The sequence below is a fragment of the Pseudomonas sp. GW821-FHT09E04 genome (assembly GCF_059416185.1).
Map to the genome: position 1 here is coordinate 528,275 of NZ_JBWKOR010000002.1, position 20,340 is coordinate 548,614.

The following is a 20,340-nucleotide window of genomic DNA, read 5'->3' on the forward strand; positions in this document are numbered from 1 at the left end:
TAAATCCTAGAAAGTATAAGAGGTCACGTAGCAGTAATTGTTCGACGGGGCGTTGGTCACCGAGTAGTAGAGTGTCTGCCCACTCGTCAACACCAGGCCGGAATACGCTGCAACACTTCCCATGTTTGAAGCCCCACCAGAACCAAATAGAACTGAGCCAGAGCCTGCCGAATCCGAACACAGCGTTATATAACTACCCGCAGGATTGGTTAAGCTGGTGATCACATGGACATACCCGCCAACCGTTTTGGCATTTCGCGGAACAAAACCGATCAGCGAAAGCGCTGTGAATACGGACGCCAAACCATTGGTTAAAAATTTCTTTGCCTCAGTTGCAACCGAGCGGTCAATCTGAGTACCTGCGACCAACTGACCACTGGCATTAGTCTGCCAAACGCTAACCAACGCGCTGGAGGTATATCCCGCGGGCATATTAGTGCCGCCGTAAACTTCTGGTAAAACTGCAGTTGTCGCATTGACCCCGAGCAACTTGGCAAGCTTTGTATCCGGGTTGTAAATAACGTAGATGCCAATGGTTCCACTTATCGGGGCTGCCCCCGTGTCCATTCCCCCCGCACCGATACTTGCCAAATTGATCGAAAGATTGAGATCCGACAACTTGTATTGGGCAATGCCCGGTTGCTCGACAATCAGTTGATCAGCGGTAAGCGTTGCAACCGACGCGGCAGCAGGCAGCGATACTCTCAGGTTACGCGCGGCACCTACTTCTGCACCGTTGAGCCGAGTCAGTCTGGTCTCGGCAGCCAATGCAGCAATATCAATGCTTCCCTGATTGACCGGTGCGTTCCAGGCTTTGATGCACCACATCACCGCCAGGTTGCGCGGGCGCGCCACACCATAGTGCGCTTGAGTAAACAGCGATCCGGGAATTTGAACTCCGCTTGACGTGTACCCGCTGCTCCCAGAATAGTCAGCCATCGCCGGAAGATCCCAGCCCAAGCCAGCACGACTAGCATTGATATTATTGAGCCCGTGAACCTCGGCACCAGTGTCATCATTACCGTGAAGCAACGAACCTTTCTGATAAGTGCCAATGGCGCGACCCGCGTCAACCCCGCGACCATGATCCCAGCCACGCAGGAACTCACCGCGAGACTCCGGCAACCGGAAATTCCCGGTCCCCTCATCGCCCTTGTTGAATTTCGCACCGAGATACGCCGCCAAATCCGGATAGGTCGCAGTGCTCTGCACGCTGCCATCCAGTTCAAGGTAACCGGCAGGAACGACACCCGTCGGAAACGACAGAACAGCACCCACCGGAACAGACGATTTCAGCTGTGCGACTTCCTTGGCCAGCGCGGCTACGTCGATGTTTCCCTGATTGATCGGTGCGTTCCAGGCTTTGATGCACCACATGACGGCGAGGTTGCGGGGGCGGGCTTCGCTTCCACCGGAATTAACTGTGTTAGTGGTTGCGACCAACTGGGCGTTGTCAGCACCTGCGGAGCTCAGAAAGCCACCTTCAGCGATTGGCTGAGTGACACCATTGACGACGCCTAGTGCTGATGCCCCATAGGGGTCAATGTTGGCTCTTGCAGTGTCAAAATAGCGGTGATTATGGCTTTCGTTCTGGCCCAGTTGATAGCTGCCAATATCGCGTCCCGCGTCAATGCCGCGGCCATGGTCCCAGCCACGCAAGAACTCACCGCGAGACTCCGGCAACCGAAAATTCCCGGTTCCCTCATCGCCCTTGTTGAATTTTGAACCGATATAAGCCGCCAGATCCGGATAGGTCGCAGTGCTCTGCACACTGCCATCCAGCTCTAGAAAACCAGGAGGCACGATCCCTGTAGGAAACGCCATGACGGCACCCACTGGAACCGCAGATCCGAGGCGTGACACTTCCTTGACCAGTGCCGCTACGTCGATGTTTCCCTGATTGACCGCTGTGTTCCAGGCTTTGATGCACCACATGACGGCGACGTTGCGTGGACGGGTTTCGTTACCGCCCCGTACGCCGGTAGTGGCCATCTGTTGCCCCTCTCCGGAATACGATGGTGTGCCCGAAGAGTTAGTGCCGTGGTATGCCTGAACAACAGGGTATTCGTTACTCATGAAGCCTGGGCGATTGTTCCCGGGCGGATGGTTGTGAGACTTGAAATCGTCTGCCTGAAAGCTGCCGAGACCACGCCCGGCATCCACCCCACGCCCATGATCCCAACCACGCAAGAATTCCCCACGTGCTTCAGGCAACCGAAAGTTCCCGACACCCTCATCACCCTTGTTGAACTTGCCGCCCAGATAGGCGCTCAAGTCCGGGTAAGTCGCGCTGCTCTTGACGCTGTTGTCCAGCTCCAGGAAACCCGGTGGCGGCGTATCAACGGGGAACGCCACAATCGACCCCACCGGCAACGCCGATGCCTTGGCAATCAGTGCTTCGACTTCAGCCTTGGTGTAGGAGTCCTTGATGCCGAAACCGGCCAGCGTGTCGGGATTCGAGCCGGCCGTCGCGCGGCCGTATTCGTCGACGCTCAGACTCTTGTAAGTACCGGCAGCAATCCCCGTGCGCCCGGCCAGCATCTTGAATGTCAGCGCGGTGGTGCCGAGGGTGATCGGCGCGTTGGTGGTCAGGTGCCACAGCGAATCGCCGTTCAGCGCGCCCTCTTCCACCATCACTGTCAGGCCCGGTGTGACCTTGGCGCTGACGTTGGCATCGTTGGCCCGAACCCAGTCGCCGTTGGCGACGATCCACAGGCCGTTGTCCTTGGCCAGAGTCTGATTCGGCAGCAACACGCGGTCACCGGCAACCACCGCCACACCATCGATCTGCTGCGCACCGTTCAACACCACGTTGGTGATGGCGGCGACGCGAACCGATTGCTTGCCATCGAGTTTGCCGAGTTCTTCGGCGAGGTAGCTCATGACCCAGGCGCGGGTGGCCTTGACCACGGTGTCGTCGATCAGCAGCGTCACCAGCGAAGCATTGCTGGTCTCGAAAATCGAGCGGATGTAGAACTCTTTGCCCGAGCCGGACGTGGCCAGCACCGGTTTGAACGACTCCGGGTATTTGACGATGGCGTAGAGAATGCCGGTGTCGGTCCACAGGCCGGCTTCACGCACATACCAGCCGCCGACGGCCGGCGGAATGGTGACTTCGGCGAGCAGCCAGCTCGGATTTTTCTCGTCCTGGAACAGCGCGTTGAGCGGTCCGCGCCAGACTTCGCGCTTGAGCGCGGTAGCCGTCGCGGCCGGGTTGTAGACCGCGCCACCGCCATCACCGACGGAAATCTGCGTCAGCTTGATCGGCACGCCCGCTGCCTTGCAGGCGGTTTCGTAGGCAATCCCTGCGTTGGTTAGCAGGGTGTAATAGTCAGCCATTCAGGCCCCCTGAGGATAAATAGTGGATGTTTCGACGGTGTACAGACCAGCGGCCTTGAAGGACTCGCCGGATGTCTCGAGTCCTTCGAGGAACACCGGGTAGACCGTGGTCAGTTCGCCGCAGAACGTCGCGGCACCGATCACATGAGAGCCGAAGGCGCTGAGGCCGACGGACACCGACAGCACGTCCCGTTCGCTCTTGGCATCGGCCAGGCGTCGGTCGAGACGGGCGTCGATTTCTTCGCTGTAGGGTTGTTCGCTGAAGGCCCGCACGGAGAAGCTGTAAGGCGCGCCCGGCGGAGTCTGTTCGTACCAGGCGCGAATCTCGGGTCTCAGTTGCAACCCCTTGGCGGCGTTCTCCAGCGCCTTGCGGGTGCCGGCCTGGCGCGCGGTGGGCCAGGCCAGTTCGACGGTCAGGCGTTTTTCGGCTTCCGGTGCGTCGGTGCTCCATTCGGCCACCCCGCGATCCGCCGCGAGATACGGCAGGAACGCGACGGGCGTCGAACTCGGGTTCATCAGCTCGGGAAACGGTGGCGCGATGCGGTCAAGCAATGTGCTGAAGCCGATGTCGAGTGCCCGCTCCAGCGCCGAGCTGTTGGCCGGCAGCAAGGTCGGACGCGGTGTCTGGTCCGTCATAGTGTCTGAACCTCAACCTCGACCGCCGTGCAGTACGGCGCTTGAAACGCGGTACATACGATCGGCGTCAGCGGTTCAAGAATCTGCAATTGCACGGCACCGGCGCTGTGCAGCGTGTAGTCGATCCAGCTCGGATCGACCCGCCCTTCCAGACGATGGCAACTGTCGGCGTAGGCCTGCAAATGCTGTTGCGCGGCGACTTTGGTCAGGCCCGAATCCGGGCCGGAGTTGATCTTCGCCACGACGCGGATCTTGTAACGCTGAATGTCCGCAGCTTTGACGGTGACCTTGTCGGTTTCCGGGCAGACATCGGGCCGGGCGAAGTGGTGGCGTACGCCGTCGAGCAATGCGGCGGATGGTGTGCCGTCGGCGTCGCGGGACAGCACAGTCACCTGCACTTCACCGGGTGCGGTGCGACGACCGTTGCCATCCTTGACCTGTGCGGCGAGGCCGTCCGGGGCAAAGGTGTAGGTGACGTCGACGACGCCGGCATCGGTGGATTCGACTTTCACCGCCGGCCGTTCGCCGAGGGTGAAGACTTCGCGGCGGTACTGCATCCGCGAACCCGCCGCTGGCGCATGGGGCGCCAGGTAATAGCGCAGCCGGGCGTCATCGTCGCTTTCGTAAATCGCTGGCACCGGCGGGAATGCCGCCGGGTCGCCCGGGTCGAGCAACTGTCGCTCCAGCCCCATGTCCGCCAGCCGTGCATCGAGATTGCTGCCGGTCGCCCACCACGCCAGCATCTGCTTGATGCGGGCGTTGTATTTGCGTTCGTGGGTTTGCAGGCGAACGCAGAAAGCCTCCAGGGCCATGGTCAGCAGTTCGCTTTCGTTTTCCAGGCTGGTCTTGAGTTTCGCCGCGCTGTCCGGCGAGCGGGTGCCGACGTACTCGAGGACGAAGGCCTTGAACTCGGCGAGCAGATCCTCGAAGGCCTCGACCTTGATCAGTGAGGGTTCGGCCAGTTGGTTCTGACCAGGGATCAACATGCTCATGTCACGACCTCGAAAGTCTGTTGGCGGTTTTTCCAGGTGCCGGCAAATCGCAGCAGCAACCCTGCGCCCTGACGGCTGGCGACGATCACTTGCGGCTGGAAATCGCCGATGCCGTTCTGTGCGTTGTAGAACGCTTGCGCGGCGTGGCTTTGCGCCAGAAGCAGAACGTCATCGCCGAGGTTCTGTCCCAGCAGCGTGGGGATCAGCGACCCGTACAAGGGCCGCTTCTGCCGTGTGCCCAAAGGCGTGGTCAGGGCCCGGGTCGCGCGCTGCACGAACTGCAGCCAGTCGTCGACCGTGGCCCCGGTGTTTCTATCGATTCCGATCATGGGAGGCTCTTGATTCAGGGGCTGATGACGCGACCCTGGTGATCCACCAGCGGGCCGCTGAAGTGCACGCCCGAGGCGTCGATCGTCAGGCCGACAGCGCCCAGTTGCAGGTTGATCGCTTGCGGCGTCATCACCAGCCGTGCGGGGCCGATGCTCAGCTCAAGGGATTCGCGAGAACCGCTGAAAGCCACAGGACCGTTTTGCCAGTGCAGGGTGTGAGAGGCATCGTCGTAGCCACTTTCGCTGCCATCGACATGCACCCGTCGCGTCAGCGTGGGGACGGTGGCAGCGGGTGGAAAACGGTCACTGTTCAAGCCGAACAACGCCACGCTTTGCGCACCGCTTTCGCCGCTGCCGTAGTTGAACAGCAGGCACTGTTCGCCCACGCTTGGAATCCGCGACTCGCTTTGCGCACCGGCACTCGGGTTGAAGAACTTGATGGCCGGGGTGAGCAATCCTCCATGGCTGACCTTGCAGGTATTGCTCGCCGCATCGACTTCCTGACAAATGCCAATGCGGCAATAACTCTCGGCGCGTCGGTGCAGGTCTTCGATCTCCGCTTCCATCTCGGCCAGACGCTCGATGATCGGGCCCAGTTGCATACGCAGTAATGCGTCGAACATCGGTCAGGCCTCCAGCGAGGTGTATTGGTCGGGGTCGTCGATGTCGCTGACTTCCCAGGTGCGGGCGAATTTCGGTGTGCCGAGTGGATCGTCGAGCAGGGTCGTGCCCAGATAGAGGGTCTGGTTGAACGACAGCGTCCAGGCTTTGCTCTGTTGATCGGCACGGGTGAGCAAGGACGGCAATCCATCGATGTTCATCGGCAGATCACATTGATCGCCGGGCAGGCCCCAGCGGTTGTCGGTGATCAGGTTTTTCAGTGCGGCGATCAGGTCGCAGGCAACAAACGCCGTGGCGGAAACTGCCGGAATGACCTGCAGCGACAGCGTCAGCACATGGGCAATCCGCCCGTTGGCTGCCCGCTCTCCCGGTGCATTTCGTTCGATATCGATCAACACCCAGGCCTTGTCGCCGGGTGCCGTAAAGTCATCGCGATTGCCGACTTGCACGTTCAGGTCAACGTTATTGCGCAAGGCTGTCGCCATCGCCGTGAACAGCTGCGATGGCTGCCGGATCGGTGCGGGCATGCATGACCTCCTTTTCAAATGTCCACGCGCAGTCCCGCCGCACGGCGTGCAGCGAGACAAGAAAGTGAAGGGGTTACTGTGGGTCGCGCGGAGGTACTTCGCAGACGCCGATGCGCTTGGCGGCCCAGCGTTCGTAGAGACCGATGGCGACGTCGGCACCGGCCATGGCGGTCAGGCAGCCAAACGCGCCGGCGGCCCAGATCGACATGCCGGCGGCGTACAGCAGCATGATCGCCGAGACGCCGCAGATCATGCAGGCGCCGGAGCGCAGGGCCAGCCGTCGCAGCAGTGGCCAGCCGCGGGCGCCGTCCTTGTCGGCGCGCCACATTTCGCCGGAGACCCCGCCCGCCACGGCAAGCAGGATGACCAGCCAGATCGGCATGTCCGCCAACGCTTGTTGCTCGTTTGTCATGTCACGCCTCCTGGTGTGATGGATGAGTGGTGTGTGTTGGGTTCAAACGTTTTCTCTCGAGGCAGGCATTCCAAAAAGCCCGGCGCGGTGGCCGGGCTTTTCAGCAATGCGTTCTCGATAACTGAGCTGACAAAGCGCTTGGGACAGTCGCACCCGGCCAGTTAACATCGCAAGGCTGTCAGTAAGGAGCTACTGGCCAGACAATATTTGCCGGATAACCCGGCTGCTTATCGATGTCGCTGACGGCAATCGAGTACTGCTTGTGCGCCAACAACTGAGCCTCGTCCGCGGCCGAAGCGACGCCGAGGTCCACTTTGAACTGCAGGGAATTCATTAGCAGCCAGTTGGCGGCGAAATTCAGCAGTTGCCATTTCTGTTGCTCGGCTTCGTTGCGCAGGTCTTCGTCGGAAGGTGGGGTAAATGTCCAGACCTCATTAAAGGTCGCCGACCAACCCACGCGAATTTCGCTATTACCGGTGACATCAACCCAAAAGGACGTCGGCGAAGCTGGCGCTTCCGGGATGACCTCACTTTCTCTCAGTTGGGTGACTTTGTTGTATTCAACCAGTGCATAGAGATTCATGGTTTAACTCCTTGGTTTTTTGTTGATCCAGATGAATGCCGTGATGAAACCTGGCAGGCATTCCAAAAAGCCCGGCACTTAGGCCGGGCTCTTCAGTTGCGCACGCGCTGAGGCGAGTGACTCAGAAAGGAGCAACCGGCCAGTGGAGCGCCGTTGGATAACCGGCCTGATTGTTAATCTCGGTCAGGTCGACGATGTACTGTTTGTAGGCTTGCCACTGCGTCACCTCTGCCGGGGTTGCGGCACCCAGCTCTACCCGGTATTGCAGCGGGTTATACGTCAGCCATTCGGCTGCGGTAATAAAACGCTGCTTTTTGCGTGCAGCGGCAATGGCCAGGTAGTCCCCGTAAACAGGTTCAAAAAAGCCCGGGGCCGAGCCGGAGTACCTGTATATCAAACCAACCTGAACCTCTGGATTTGCGGTGACATCCATCCAGTAGTCCATCGCTCCTCCCTGTGTAGGAAATGGCGGTTGACTTTCAGCCTCCACGATTTGGTTGACCACATAAAAGCTGTACCCAGCCATCAACTCCATAAATGCATAACGATTCATTCCAATTTCCCTTTGTCTGTTTAACCAGGCCCTGCTCTGCACAATATTCATTGCAGGTGATCTGCTCAGAGGAGCATTCCAAAAAGCCCGGCAATGCGCCGGGCTTTTCAGTAATGCACTCCTTTGCCTTCCTTCAATCCTGTGTACGTGAAGGACGCTGACTTTTCGGCGCTACTGGCGCGGTACGAGTCCGTTCAAATTGTTTTTCCGACCGCGGTCCCTGCCCGCCGGATAACTGCTTCTGGTGCTTTACGCTGCACACCCGGGTCAGTTGCCAACCCTCTGAACCGTTGAGGCCGGTTCATCGCTGCCTGTTCTTGTGGAACTAAAGAGCTGTTGTTGCCAGCCGCTTTGTCGAGCGGCTTGGTGGCAAGAATATGCATGCATGCATATCCAGTCAATGCGTAAATGCATTTATTTGTGCACAAGAAATGCGCGGATGCATGGAAGCCCCGCCAATCAAGGGTTGTCCGCTTTTCTACTGGCGAAAAAAAACCCGCCATGGGCGGGTTTTGTCTGAGAGAGGGGTCGTTATCGGGCGTACATGCCCCACCAGAAGACGTGACCGAGGATGACAATCTGCTCCTCCTGCATATCCTGGAAGCTGTAGTCCTCGTCCGGATGCTCATCGCGATTGAAGCTGCGCAGGCGGATACCGGTAGGCAGGCGATAGAGCTGCTTCACCCGCAATTGACCATTGTGATTGATCGCATAAAGGTCGCCATCGACAATGTCGCCGATCCCGCACTTGCCCGCGTTGACACCGACAGTGGCGCCGTCACGCAGCACCGGCAACATGCTGTTGCCCCGTACGGTCACGCATTTGGCCTGGTCGAACTGCACACCATTATGGCGCAGGCTGCGCTTTCCAAAGCGCAGGCTAGAGCGTTCGCTCTCTTCGATGACGAATCTTCCTGATCCAGCAGCCAATTCAACCTCGCGAAGGAAGGGCACCGACACCTCGTCGTCATCGACGGGCGTGTCATCGTCCCACAGGCTTATGTCCTTGAGTTCGGAATGCAACTCCTCGCGCCCGCCGCCGGCGACCGGCGCAACATCTGCGCGCCCGCGCAACTGATCGGTGCTCACGGCGAAGTACTCGGCAATCTTCGAGATGTGTTTATCCGAAGGATCGACGATCTTCCCGCTGAGAATCCGCGAGAGAGTGGATTGAGGCACGCCGGTGCGACGGTGGAGCTCCGTGGGGGAGATCCCGTGCTGATCGAGCAGTGCTCTTAAGACGGAGGATACGTTGCGTTTTTGCATAACGCGCATAGTGCTTGAAGTTTTTCGGGAAGACAAATGCTGATTTGCATAAATCGTGCATAATCGAGCTTTTTGCGCCAGATAGCTGTCACCCGGCCGCGATGCCTGCGTCCGACAGACCGCCCATGGTAACCTTGCGTCCATCGCGGAAAAGCCCGGCGACTGCCCCGCTTTTGCCCCACACCTTCCAACGAGTTACCTGACAATCCGATGAATAAAGCCGTCTCCGACCTGTCCTCCCACACCCCGATGATGCAGCAGTACTGGCGCCTGAAGAATCAGCACCCGGACCAGCTGATGTTCTACCGCATGGGCGACTTCTACGAGATCTTCTACGAAGACGCGAAGAAGGCGGCCAAGTTGCTGGACATCACCCTGACTGCCCGTGGGCAATCGGCGGGGCAGGCTATTCCGATGTGCGGGATTCCGTATCACGCCGCGGAAGGCTATCTGGCGAAACTGGTCAAGCTCGGCGAGTCGGTCGTGATCTGCGAGCAGGTCGGTGATCCGGCCACCAGCAAGGGCCCGGTGGAACGTCAGGTGGTACGGATCATCACCCCGGGCACGGTCAGCGACGAGGCACTGCTTGATGAGCGTCGCGACAACCTGATCGCGGCGGTGCTGGGGGACGAGCGTCTGTTCGGTCTGGCGGTGCTGGACATCACCAGTGGCAACTTCACGGTGCTTGAGATCAAGGGCTGGGAAAACCTGCTGGCGGAGCTTGAGCGGGTCAACCCGGTCGAGCTGTTGATCCCGGATGACTGGCCAAAAGATCTGCCGGCGGAAAAACGCCGTGGCGTGCGTCGCCGCGCGCCGTGGGATTTCGAGCGTGATTCGGCGCTGAAAAGTCTTTGCCAGCAATTCTCCACCCAGGACCTCAAAGGCTTCGGCTGCGAAACCCTGACCCTGGCCATCGGCGCCGCCGGTTGCCTGCTGGCGTACGCCAAGGAAACCCAGCGTACCGCCCTGCCCCACTTGCGCAGCCTGCGCCATGAACGTCTGGACGACACCGTGGTGCTGGACGGCGCCAGCCGTCGCAACCTGGAACTCGACACCAACCTGGCCGGCGGCCGCGACAACACCCTGCAATCGGTTGTCGACCGTTGCCAGACCGCCATGGGCAGTCGCTTGCTGACTCGCTGGCTGAACCGTCCACTGCGCGACCTGACTGTACTGCTGGCGCGCCAGACCTCGATCACTTGCCTGCTCGACCGCTATCGCTTTGAAAGCCTGCAACCGCAGCTGAAGGAAATCGGTGACATCGAGCGGATTCTGGCGCGGATCGGGCTGCGTAACGCCCGCCCTCGCGACCTTGCCCGCCTGCGTGATGCACTCGGCGCCCTGCCTGAACTGCAAGTGGCGATGACCGACCTGGAAGCGCCGCACCTGCAACGTCTGGCCACCACCACCAGCACTTACCCGGAACTGGCAGCGCTGCTGGAAAAAGCCATTATCGACAACCCGCCGGCGGTGATCCGTGACGGCGGTGTGCTGAAAACCGGCTACGACAGCGAACTCGACGAGCTGCAATCGCTGAGCGAAAACGCCGGCCAATTCCTGATCGATCTGGAAGCCCGGGAAAAAGCCCGCACGGGCCTCGCCAACCTGAAGGTCGGCTACAACCGCATCCACGGCTACTTCATCGAGTTGCCGAGCAAGCAGGCTGAATCGGCACCGGCGGATTACATCCGTCGTCAGACCCTCAAGGGTGCCGAGCGCTTCATCACGCCTGAGCTGAAAGAATTTGAAGACAAGGCGTTGTCGGCCAAGAGCCGCGCCCTGGCTCGCGAAAAAATGCTCTACGAAGCGCTGCTGGAAGATCTGATCAGTCAGTTGCCGCCGTTGCAGGACACCGCTGGCGCGCTGGCTGAACTGGATGTGCTGAGCAACCTTGCCGAACGAGCACTGAACCTCGACCTGAATTGCCCGACTTTCGTCAGCGAACCGTGCATGCGCATTACTCAGGGTCGTCACCCGGTGGTCGAGCAGGTACTGACCACGCCGTTCGTGGCCAACGACCTGAGCCTGGATGACAACACCCGCATGCTGGTGATCACCGGCCCGAACATGGGTGGTAAATCCACCTATATGCGCCAGACTGCACTGATCGTGTTGCTGGCCCATATCGGCAGCTTCGTGCCGGCGGCCAGCTGCGAACTGTCGCTGGTGGACCGGATCTTCACCCGGATCGGTTCCAGCGACGACCTGGCCGGCGGGCGCTCGACCTTCATGGTGGAAATGAGCGAAACCGCCAACATTCTGCACAACGCCACCGAGCGCAGCCTGGTGCTGATGGACGAAGTGGGTCGCGGCACCAGCACGTTCGACGGTCTGTCCCTGGCCTGGGCGGCAGCCGAGCGACTGGCGCACCTGCGCGCCTACACGCTGTTTGCCACGCACTATTTCGAACTGACCGTGCTGCCGGAAGCCGAGCCCTTGGTGGCCAACGTGCACCTCAATGCAACCGAGCACAACGAACGCATCGTGTTCCTGCACCACGTGCTGCCAGGGCCGGCCAGCCAGAGTTATGGTCTGGCCGTGGCGCAACTGGCGGGTGTGCCGAGCGAAGTGATCGTGCGCGCCCGTGAACACCTGAGCCGCCTGGAAGACACTGCTTTGCCGCATGAAGCGCCTAAACCGGCCGCCAAGGGCAAACCGGCGACGCCGCAACAAAGCGACATGTTCGCCAGCCTGCCGCATCCGGTGCTGGATGAGTTGGCTAAACTGGACATAGACGACATGACACCGCGCCGTGCGCTCGAAATGCTCTATGCACTAAAGAACCGGATCTAAGCACCGACGAACCGGATATAACGCAAAAGGCTTCAAGCTGTTAGAATCTCGCGCGGTTTGGGATGCTGCTGGCTAATAGCCTGGCTGGCAGACATCGCTCCCGAACCTGGCGACCCCAACCGTGAAGGGGCAACGCTGCCGCCGCCTGAGGAGAAAATTAGAAATGACCTTCGTCGTCACCGACAACTGCATCAAGTGCAAGTACACCGACTGCGTAGAAGTCTGTCCGGTGGACTGCTTTTACGAAGGCCCGAACTTCCTGGTGATTCACCCGGATGAGTGCATCGACTGCGCCCTGTGCGAACCAGAATGCCCGGCCGTAGCCATTTTCTCCGAGGATGAAGTCCCGGAAGAGATGCAAGAGTTCATTCAACTGAACGTCGAGCTGGCGGAGATCTGGCCGAACATCACCGAGAAGAAAGAATCACTGCCGGATGCCGAAGAGTGGGATGGCGTCAAAGGCAAGATCAAAGACCTCGAACGCTGATCTGTCCCGCGTTTGAAGAAAAGGCCCCTTGCGGGCCTTTTTGCTTTTCCGGGTTTTGCTTTTCTTCAGGCAAAAAAAAGGGGCGGTTTGACCCGCCCACATTTTTTCCCTATTCCCTGTGTTCCTTTTCATCGTCCTGATGAATCGCGTCCTGCGATGTCCTTTCCCCTCTTCCTTGAAGGGCGTGTCTGTCCGTCGACACAACCCAGATACTAGAGATTTCCCTGACAGCCGCAACCGGCCTGCTCAGCTAAAACACACTGTCATAAGCACTTAATATTTAAAAATAACCATATAAATCAATCAGTTGAACATATTCAGCAAGCATAATGGACGTCTGCCGCAGTGTAAAAATAGCGAACACTTACGAAAGAGTAAGCCAGGGCTTACAACGCGAGACTACAAACCCGGGGAAGCAAACCGCTTTGCCGCAGAAAACAAAAAGCCCCGAACCAGTCGGGGCTTTTTGTGGCGATCACGCAAGGCGCTTATTGAAACAGCGACTCGCTCGACAGGCCGTTTTTCTCGAGGATTTCACGCAGGCGCTTGAGGCCTTCCACCTGGATCTGTCTCACCCGTTCCCGGGTCAGGCCGATCTCCAGGCCTACATCTTCCAGCGTGCTGCTCTCGTGACCGCGCAGGCCGAAGCGGCGTACCACCACTTCGCGTTGCTTGTCGGTCAGCTCCGAGAGCCATTGATCGATGCTCTGCGACAGATCGTCGTCCTGCAGCAGTTCGCATGGATCGGTCGGACGGTCATCCGTGAGGGTGTCCAGCAGGGTTTTATCCGAATCCGGACCCAGCGAGACGTCGACCGAAGAAACCCGCTCGTTCAGGCCCAGCATGCGCTTGACCTCGCCCACCGGTTTTTCCAGCAGGTTGGCGATTTCTTCGGGTGAAGGTTCGTGATCGAGTTTTTGCGTCAGCTCCCGTGCAGCCCGCAGGTACACGTTGAGCTCCTTGACCACATGGATCGGCAGCCGGATGGTCCGGGTCTGATTCATGATCGCGCGCTCGATGGTCTGACGGATCCACCAGGTCGCGTAGGTCGAGAAGCGGAAGCCGCGCTCGGGATCGAACTTTTCCACCGCCCGGATCAGCCCGAGGTTGCCCTCTTCGATCAGATCCAGCAGCGACAGCCCCCGATTGACGTAACGCCGGGCGATTTTGACCACCAGCCGCAGGTTACTTTCAATCATGCGCTTGCGCCCGGCGGGATCGCCACTTTGCGACAAGCGCGCAAAATGAACTTCTTCTTCCGGGGAGAGCAATGGGGAAAAGCCGATTTCGTTGAGGTACAGCTGCGTGGCATCGAGTGCCCGGGTGTAGTCGATGTACTTGTGTTGCTTAAGTGAAGCGGAGTGTTTGGATTTGGCACGAACGGAAGGTGGAGCAGCCCCTTCATCATTCGACATCGAATCCGAATCGATGCCGGTCTCCATCAGGAGAACCTCATCGTCGATGTCAAACTCCGGCACTTCTTTACTGAGAGCCATTGTTATAGTCCTTTGGTGAGTTCGACCCCAAGCTCAAGCGACGCCTTTATCCTTGGCAACGCTGGAGCCTGTCCCCTCTACGCGACGGAACAGGCTGGTCTGCAAATCAACGTCTTGGCAGGAACTGCAGCGGATCTACAGGTTTACCTTGTCGGCGAATCTCAAAATGCAGTTTCACCCGGTCTGTACCCGTTGACCCCATTTCGGCAATTGTCTGTCCGACTTTGACCTGCTGCCCCTCCCGTACCAACAGCCGACGGTTGTGTCCGTAAGCACTGACGTAGGTTTCACTGTGTTTGATGATGACTAATTCGCCGTAGCCCCTTAAGCCACTCCCGGCGTAAACCACCGTCCCATCAGACGCAGCTAAAACAGGCTGTCCCAAATCCCCGGCGATATCAATTCCTTTATTCAAACTACCGTTTGAAGAGAATTTACCAATCAGAATGCCATTAGATGGCCATCCCCAGCCGGTCGGGGCCGGGCCCGGTGGAGGCAATGGAGCCGGTGCCGGCTTGTTGGCGACGGACGGTACAACGGCCGCAGAAGTCGCCCCGGAACCGGTGGTTGTGGTGGTCGTCGTGCCATTCGCCTGGCGCCGGATTATCGTGGTTTTGCTCGACGAAGACGGCGCAGAACCGCTGTTGCTCACCACCGCGGTCGACGTTGAACCAGGGCGGCCATCGAAGCGAATCGTCTGACCCGGATGGATCGTGTACGGCGTAGGAATATTGTTCCGGGCAGCGAGGGCTTTGTAGTCCCAGCCGTAGCGAAACGCGATCGAAAACATTGTGTCGCCCGGACGGACTACATACTGCCCGGTCGTCACTGTAGGACGCTGGGCCACCGCATTGTTGCGATCGACGACCCGCACGTTGCTCGATTTGGTGCTGGAGCAACCGACCAGCAAGGTGCTCAAGACAAGGCCAGTCACCAGGCGCTGAAAGCTCGTGTTACCCATACGCTGCGCAATGACTGTGAGACTCACCCGCCGCTCCCTTTGTGGTGGCTGAAAAATGTGGAATGCCGATTCCGGCATGTAACTTCGCAAGTATAACGGGCGAAACAGGCTTTACCTTTAATGAAGCGATATCGCTCGACGCACACGTTTGCTCATGGACGATAAATCCTGTTTATACAATCGATGCCGCTGTAAGACAGGCGCTCTCGCAAGGAATTCAGCGCCGGCAAACAAATGCTCAGGCCAGCGGCCCGTTGAGCAATGGCACGAAGCGAACCGCCCCGAGAACGTGTCGGGAGAAGCCGTTTTCTTCGCGCACGATCAGCATCAATTGCTGCACTTCTCCTGAGCCGACCGGAATCACCAGCCGACCGCCGGGCGCCAGTTGATCGAGCAAGGCCTGTGGCACATCGGTCGCCACGGCCGTGACGATGATGCCGTTATAAGGCGCCAGCGCCGGCCAGCCTTCCCAGCCATCGCCCCAGCGGAACACCACGTTGCGCAGGTTGAGTTCGACCAGACGCTCCTTGGCCCGATCCTGCAGTACCTTGATCCGCTCGACAGAGAACACCCGCTCGACCAGTTGCGACAACACCGCCGTCTGGTAACCGGAACCGGTACCGATCTCCAGCACCTTGTCCAGCGGCCCCGCCTCGAGCAGCAACTCGCTCATGCGCGCGACCATATAAGGCTGGGAGATGGTCTGGTTGTGGCCGATCGGCAGCGCGGTGTCTTCATAGGCCCGGTGCGCCAGCGCTTCATCGACAAACAGATGACGCGGCGTACGGCGGATCACTTCCAGCACATTGGCGTTGGACAAGCCTTCTTCATATAACCGCTGAATCAGGCGTTCACGGGTGCGCTGGGAAGTCATCCCGATGCCGCTGCGCAACCGGTCGTCTTGTTCACGAGCCATCAGTTGAGCCCCTCCAGCCAGCCGTCGAGATTTCTGAAGGCATCATTGAAGGTGCGATCGAGCTGCAACGGAGTGATGGAAACGTAGCCCTGCATCACCGCATGGAAATCAGTGCCCGGCCCGCCGTCTTCCGCATCGCCGGCGGCGGCAATCCAGTAACCGGCCTTGCCACGGGGATCGACCACTTTCATCGGCGCTGCCGCACGGGCGCGATGCCCCAGGCGAGTCAGCTGAATGCCACGAATGTGATCGATGGGCAGATTGGGAATGTTCACGTTCAGTACCGTGCGCGGTGGCAGATCGAGCCCGGCGTGGGCCTCGACCAGTTTGCGCGCAAAGTAGGCAGCAGTGGGCAGATTGTCCACCTGCCGGGAGGCCAGCGAGAAGGCAAACGACGGGCGTTCGAGAAAACGGCCTTCAAGGGCCGCCGCCACTGTCCCGGAATACAACACGTCGTCGCCCAGATTGGCGCCGAGGTTGATGCCCGAAACCACCATGTCCGGCTCGCGCTCCAGCAAACCATTGAGCCCCAGGTGCACACAGTCGGTCGGCGTGCCATTGAGACTGATGAAACCGTTGGCCAGGTATTGCGGGTGCAGCGGACGATCCAGCGTCAGCGAACTGCTGGCACCGCTCTTGTCCTGTTCCGGGGCGATAACCACGCATTCGGTGTAATCCGCCAGCGCAGCATAAAGCGCGGCAAGACCGGGTGCGGTTACCCCATCGTCGTTAGAAATCAGAATACGCATGGGCTGTCCGTCTGCCCCACCGGCACCAGATCAACGAGTTCGCGCACCAATACGGTGGCGAAGCATCCGGCCGGGAGGACGAATTCCAGTTGCAGAATGTCAGGCTCGGGATAATGCCACGTCAACCCGCCAATGGGCAGTCGAAGGATGCGACGTTCGTGGCTCATACCGGCATTAATCAACCAATCGCGCAGATCCGCCTCGCCTGCGGCGATTGCCTGCTCCAGATCATGGACAGCGCCGGCGGCCGGTGAGTCACCTTCGCCCCACTGCGGACCGGTCGGATGCAGATCGAGAATCGCCAGGCGCGGGTCGCTGCACTCGGCTTCACCTGCCGGGAAAAAGCTGCGGCTGTCGGTGAACGCCAGCAGATCGCCGACTTGGGCGCGCTGCCAGGTGCCATCAGCCACTCGTGCCGCCAGCACCTGGTTGAACAGAAAGCTGCGTGCAGTCGACAGCAGGCGCGAACGTACATTGCGCTGCTCCGGCAGGGCCTTGCGCGCCGCCCATGAACGGGCATCGACGACGTTACCGCCATCATGGCCGAAACGCTGGGCGCCGAAGTAGTTCGGGATACCTTGCTTGGCAATCAGTTGCAGGCGCTCGTCGATGGCAGCCTTGTCACCATTGAACTGGGTCAGGCGCAAGGTGAAACCATTGGCCGAATGCGCGCCGCGTTGCAGCTTGCGCTTGTGGCGCGTGGTCTTGAGGATCTTCAGCGTGTCGTTTTCCGCCGCCGACAGATCCGGATCGGCCTTGCCCGGCAGTTGCACGCTGAACCACTGACGTGTCAGCGCCTGACGGTCTTTAAGGCCGGCATAGCTGACCGTGCGCAACGGCACACCGGCCGCCTTGGCAATGCGGCGTGCCGCTTCTTCGGTGTTCAGACCGCGCTTTTCCACCCAGACCCACAGGTGCTCGCCGTCACCGCTGAACGGAATGTCGAGGACTTCATCGACCTGGAAATCTTCGGCGATGGCTTTCAGTACCGCGGTACCGAGCGCGTCGCCATAGGCCCGTGGGCCGAGCAATTGCAGTTCGTTCATGCGCGCAGCAACAAGGCAACGGAATGCACGGCGATGCCTTCTTCGCGACCGACGAAGCCGAGCTTCTCGGTGGTGGTGGCTTTCACGTTCACTTGATCCAGTTCTACTTGCAGATCCGCGGCAATCAGCGCGCGCATCGATTCGATATGGGGGGCCATTTTCGGTGCCTGGGCAACGATGGTGTTGTCGACGTTGCCGACTTTCCAGCCTTTGGCGTGGATCAGGCTGACCACATGACGCAACAGCACTCGGCTATCGGCGCCCTTGAATTGCGGGTCGGTGTCCGGGAAGTGCTTGCCGATATCACCCAGCGCAGCCGCGCCGAGCAAGGCGTCGCTCAAGGCATGCAGCAGGACGTCACCGTCGGAGTGAGCGAGCAGCCCGAAGCCGTGTGCGATTCGCACGCCGCCCAGAGTAATGAAATCGCCTTCAGCGAAACGGTGCACATCATAGCCGTGGCCAATACGCATAAAAAAAACGCCCCGAATTTTGTCAGGGCGTGATTCTACCTGCATTAGCCCTTGAGGGCGCGTGCGTGATGCTGCAAGTGGTCGTCAATGAAGCTCGCGATGAAGAAATAGCTGTGGTCGTAGCCCGGTTGCAGGCGTAGCGTCAGCGGATGGCCCGCCTGTTTTGCCGCTTGTTGCAGCGCTTCGGGTTTGAGCTGGGTGGCGAGGAAGTCGTCGCGATCACCCTGATCGACCAGCAATGGCAGTTTCTCGTCCGCCTCGGCGATCAGCGCACAGGCATCCCACTCGCGCCACTTCGAACGGTCTTCGCCCAGATAACGGGAGAACGCCTTCTGGCCCCACGGGCAATCCATCGGATTGTTGATCGGCGAAAACGCCGACACCGATTGGTAACGCCCAGGGTTGCGCAATGCACAGACCAATGCACCGTGACCGCCCATGGAATGGCCACTGATGCTGCGCTTGTCCGAAGCCGGGAAATGCGCTTCAACCAGTGAAGGCAATTCCTGCACGACATAGTCATGCATCCGATAGTGCCGCGACCACGGTTCCTGCGTGGCATTCAGATAGAACCCGGCACCGAGGCCGAAATCCCACGCGCCATCCGGATCACCCGGTACATCGGCGCCACGGGGACTGGTGTCCGGCGCCACGATGATCAATCCCAGTTCAGCCGCCATGCGCATGGCGCCGGCCTTCTGCATGAAGTTCTCGTCCGTGCACGTCAGGCCCGATAACCAGTACAGCACCGGCAGCTTGCCGCCCTGCTCTGCCTGCGGCGGCAGGTACACGGCGAACACCATGTCGCAGCCCAACACATCGGAACGATGGCGATAGCGCTTGTGCCAACCGCCGAAACTCTTCTGACAGGAGATGTTTTCCAGACTCATGTAGGACTCCTACGCAGCCACGGCTGCACATTGGCTGCCGTGGCATCGCGATTGATCAGAAATGAATGACGGTGCGGATGCTCTTGCCTTCGTGCATCAGATCGAACGCCTTGTTGATGTCTTCCAGGCCCATGGTGTGGGTGATGAAAGTATCCAGCGGGATCTCGCCGCTTTGCGCCATGTCGACGTAGCTTGGCAGCTCGGTACGGCCACGCACGCCGCCGAACGCCGAGCCGCGCCAGACGCGACCGGTCACCAGTTGGAACGGACGGGTGGCGATTTCCTGGCCGGCACCGGCAACACCGATGATCACCGACTCGCCCCAACCTTTATGGCAGCACTCGAGGGCTGCGCGCATCAGTTGCACGTTGCCGATGCATTCGAAGGAGAAGTCGACGCCGCCGTCGGTCATGTCGACGATCACTTCCTGGATCGGACGATCGAAATCTTTCGGGTTCACGCAGTCGGTAGCGCCCAGTTGCCTGGCGATTTCGAACTTGGCCGGGTTGATGTCGATGGCAATGATGCGCGAGGCCTTGGCCTTCACCGCGCCAATCACAGCCGACAGACCGATGCCGCCGAGACCGAAGATGGCCACGGTGTCACCCGGTTTGACCTTGGCAGTGTTGATCACAGCACCGATACCGGTGGTCACGCCGCAACCAAGCAGGCAGACCTTTTCCAGCGGTGCATCCTTGGAGATCTTGGCCACGGAGATTTCCGGCAGCACGGTGTACTCGGAGAAGGTCGAGGTACCCATGTAGTGGAAAATCGTTTGGCCCTTGTAGGAAAAGCGCGAAGTGCCGTCCGGCATCAGGCCCTTGCCCTGAGTGGCGCGAATCGCCTGACACAGGTTGGTCTTGCCCGATTTGCAGAATTTGCACTGGCCGCATTCCGGGGTGTACAGAGGGATCACGTGGTCGCCGACGGCAACGGAGGTCACGCCTTCGCCGATCGCTTCAACAATGGCACCACCTTCGTGGCCGAGGATCGACGGGAAGATACCTTCCGGGTCAGCACCGGACAGGGTGTAGGCGTCAGTGTGGCAAACACCGGAAGCCACCACGCGCAGCAACACTTCACCGGCCTTGGGCATGGCGACATCGACTTCTACGATTTCCAGCGGCTTCTTGGCCTCGAAGGCAACGGCGGCGCGCGACTTGATCATGCTGACTCTCCAGTGAATCCATTGAATAAAAACCAGACAGGGAGTGTAGTCCAGCGCTGACTGATGAATAATCAGGACAAAAGCAAAACATTATTGCCATACAGGG

Annotated in this window: 21 protein-coding genes; 2 read left to right on the plus strand and 19 right to left on the minus strand. The window is 59.6% G+C overall.

Annotation, left to right across the window (positions count from 1 at the left end; genetic code table 11):
* Positions 1–6: 6 nt before the first annotated feature.
* The 11 genes from AC07N4_RS08885 to AC07N4_RS08935 all read right to left on the minus strand — a co-directional run bounded on the left by AC07N4_RS08885 (position 7) and on the right by AC07N4_RS08935 (position 9,258).
* Entirely contained in the window at positions 7–3,339 is a 3,333-nt protein-coding gene (locus tag AC07N4_RS08885) for a tail fiber protein (RefSeq protein WP_493065369.1), read from the minus strand.
* Positions 3,340–3,975, minus strand: coding sequence for a phage tail protein I (locus AC07N4_RS08890; RefSeq protein ID WP_493065368.1), 636 nt, complete (start codon positions 3,973–3,975; stop codon positions 3,340–3,342).
* Positions 3,972–4,967, minus strand: a complete 996-nt coding sequence (locus AC07N4_RS08895) for a baseplate J/gp47 family protein (protein WP_493065367.1) — start codon at positions 4,965–4,967, stop codon at positions 3,972–3,974. The genes AC07N4_RS08890 and AC07N4_RS08895 overlap by 4 nt, the downstream gene beginning before the upstream one ends.
* Complete coding sequence (locus AC07N4_RS08900) at positions 4,964–5,296, minus strand: phage baseplate protein (protein WP_102621413.1); 333 nt, start codon at positions 5,294–5,296, stop codon at positions 4,964–4,966. The genes AC07N4_RS08895 and AC07N4_RS08900 overlap by 4 nt, the downstream gene beginning before the upstream one ends.
* Positions 5,297–5,310: 14 nt before the next feature.
* Positions 5,311–5,919, minus strand: a complete 609-nt coding sequence (locus AC07N4_RS08905) for a phage baseplate assembly protein V (RefSeq protein ID WP_493065366.1) — start codon at positions 5,917–5,919, stop codon at positions 5,311–5,313.
* A 3-nt stretch (positions 5,920–5,922) separates the two neighbouring features.
* Positions 5,923–6,444 (minus strand): hypothetical protein, encoded by a 522-nt coding sequence (locus AC07N4_RS08910; protein ID WP_493065365.1) that lies wholly within the window; start codon positions 6,442–6,444, stop codon positions 5,923–5,925.
* 73 nt (positions 6,445–6,517) lie between these two features.
* Positions 6,518–6,856 carry a phage holin family protein gene (locus AC07N4_RS08915; RefSeq protein WP_096819604.1) on the minus strand — a complete coding sequence of 113 codons (339 nt, stop codon included), beginning with the start codon at positions 6,854–6,856 and terminating at the stop codon, positions 6,518–6,520.
* Positions 6,857–7,034: 178 nt separating this feature from the next.
* Positions 7,035–7,439 carry a tail fiber assembly protein gene (locus AC07N4_RS08920; protein ID WP_273539891.1) on the minus strand — a complete coding sequence of 135 codons (405 nt, stop codon included), beginning with the start codon at positions 7,437–7,439 and terminating at the stop codon, positions 7,035–7,037.
* 121 nt (positions 7,440–7,560) lie between these two features.
* The gene (locus tag AC07N4_RS08925) at positions 7,561–7,992 is read right to left on the minus strand and encodes a tail fiber assembly protein (protein ID WP_273539892.1); all 432 of its coding nucleotides are present in this window, start codon (positions 7,990–7,992) and stop codon (positions 7,561–7,563) included.
* 194 nt (positions 7,993–8,186) lie between these two features.
* On the minus strand, positions 8,187–8,375 hold the full coding sequence (locus tag AC07N4_RS08930; protein ID WP_134825654.1) for a hypothetical protein: 189 nt from the start codon (positions 8,373–8,375) through the stop codon (positions 8,187–8,189).
* A 148-nt stretch (positions 8,376–8,523) separates the two neighbouring features.
* On the minus strand, positions 8,524–9,258 hold the full coding sequence (locus tag AC07N4_RS08935) for a LexA family transcriptional regulator (protein WP_102621452.1): 735 nt from the start codon (positions 9,256–9,258) through the stop codon (positions 8,524–8,526).
* A 210-nt stretch (positions 9,259–9,468) separates the two neighbouring features.
* On the opposite strand from AC07N4_RS08935, the gene mutS reads away from it, so the two are divergent.
* Positions 9,469–12,051, plus strand: coding sequence for a DNA mismatch repair protein MutS (mutS, locus tag AC07N4_RS08940; protein ID WP_096819609.1), 2,583 nt, complete (start codon positions 9,469–9,471; stop codon positions 12,049–12,051).
* Between the two features lie 163 nt (positions 12,052–12,214).
* On the plus strand, positions 12,215–12,538 hold the full coding sequence (gene fdxA / locus AC07N4_RS08945; RefSeq protein ID WP_007908827.1) for a ferredoxin FdxA: 324 nt from the start codon (positions 12,215–12,217) through the stop codon (positions 12,536–12,538).
* Between the two features lie 488 nt (positions 12,539–13,026).
* Here fdxA and rpoS read toward each other — a convergent pair whose 3' ends face one another.
* The 8 genes from rpoS to AC07N4_RS08985 form a co-directional block, all read right to left on the minus strand.
* Positions 13,027–14,034, minus strand: coding sequence for an RNA polymerase sigma factor RpoS (gene rpoS, locus AC07N4_RS08950; RefSeq protein WP_007954831.1), 1,008 nt, complete (start codon positions 14,032–14,034; stop codon positions 13,027–13,029).
* A 106-nt stretch (positions 14,035–14,140) separates the two neighbouring features.
* Positions 14,141–15,022, minus strand: a complete 882-nt coding sequence (locus AC07N4_RS08955) for a peptidoglycan DD-metalloendopeptidase family protein (RefSeq protein ID WP_096819610.1) — start codon at positions 15,020–15,022, stop codon at positions 14,141–14,143.
* Positions 15,023–15,233: 211 nt separating this feature from the next.
* A complete protein-coding gene (locus AC07N4_RS08960; RefSeq protein ID WP_173861377.1) occupies positions 15,234–15,869 on the minus strand; it encodes a protein-L-isoaspartate(D-aspartate) O-methyltransferase in 636 nt (211 codons plus the stop codon).
* Positions 15,870–15,910: 41 nt separating this feature from the next.
* Positions 15,911–16,660: a 5'/3'-nucleotidase SurE gene (gene surE, locus AC07N4_RS08965; RefSeq protein ID WP_096819612.1), complete on the minus strand. Its 750-nt coding sequence runs from the start codon at positions 16,658–16,660 to the stop codon at positions 15,911–15,913.
* A complete protein-coding gene (truD, locus tag AC07N4_RS08970; RefSeq protein WP_493065364.1) occupies positions 16,648–17,706 on the minus strand; it encodes a tRNA pseudouridine(13) synthase TruD in 1,059 nt (352 codons plus the stop codon). The genes surE and truD overlap by 13 nt, the downstream gene beginning before the upstream one ends.
* Positions 17,703–18,176, minus strand: a complete 474-nt coding sequence (gene ispF / locus AC07N4_RS08975) for a 2-C-methyl-D-erythritol 2,4-cyclodiphosphate synthase (protein ID WP_007954821.1) — start codon at positions 18,174–18,176, stop codon at positions 17,703–17,705. The genes truD and ispF overlap by 4 nt, the downstream gene beginning before the upstream one ends.
* A gap of 44 nt (positions 18,177–18,220) precedes the next feature.
* Positions 18,221–19,066, minus strand: a complete 846-nt coding sequence (gene fghA / locus AC07N4_RS08980; protein ID WP_114881646.1) for an S-formylglutathione hydrolase — start codon at positions 19,064–19,066, stop codon at positions 18,221–18,223.
* A gap of 55 nt (positions 19,067–19,121) precedes the next feature.
* Complete coding sequence (locus AC07N4_RS08985; protein WP_065259207.1) at positions 19,122–20,234, minus strand: S-(hydroxymethyl)glutathione dehydrogenase/class III alcohol dehydrogenase; 1,113 nt, start codon at positions 20,232–20,234, stop codon at positions 19,122–19,124.
* Positions 20,235–20,340: the final 106 nt, after the last annotated feature.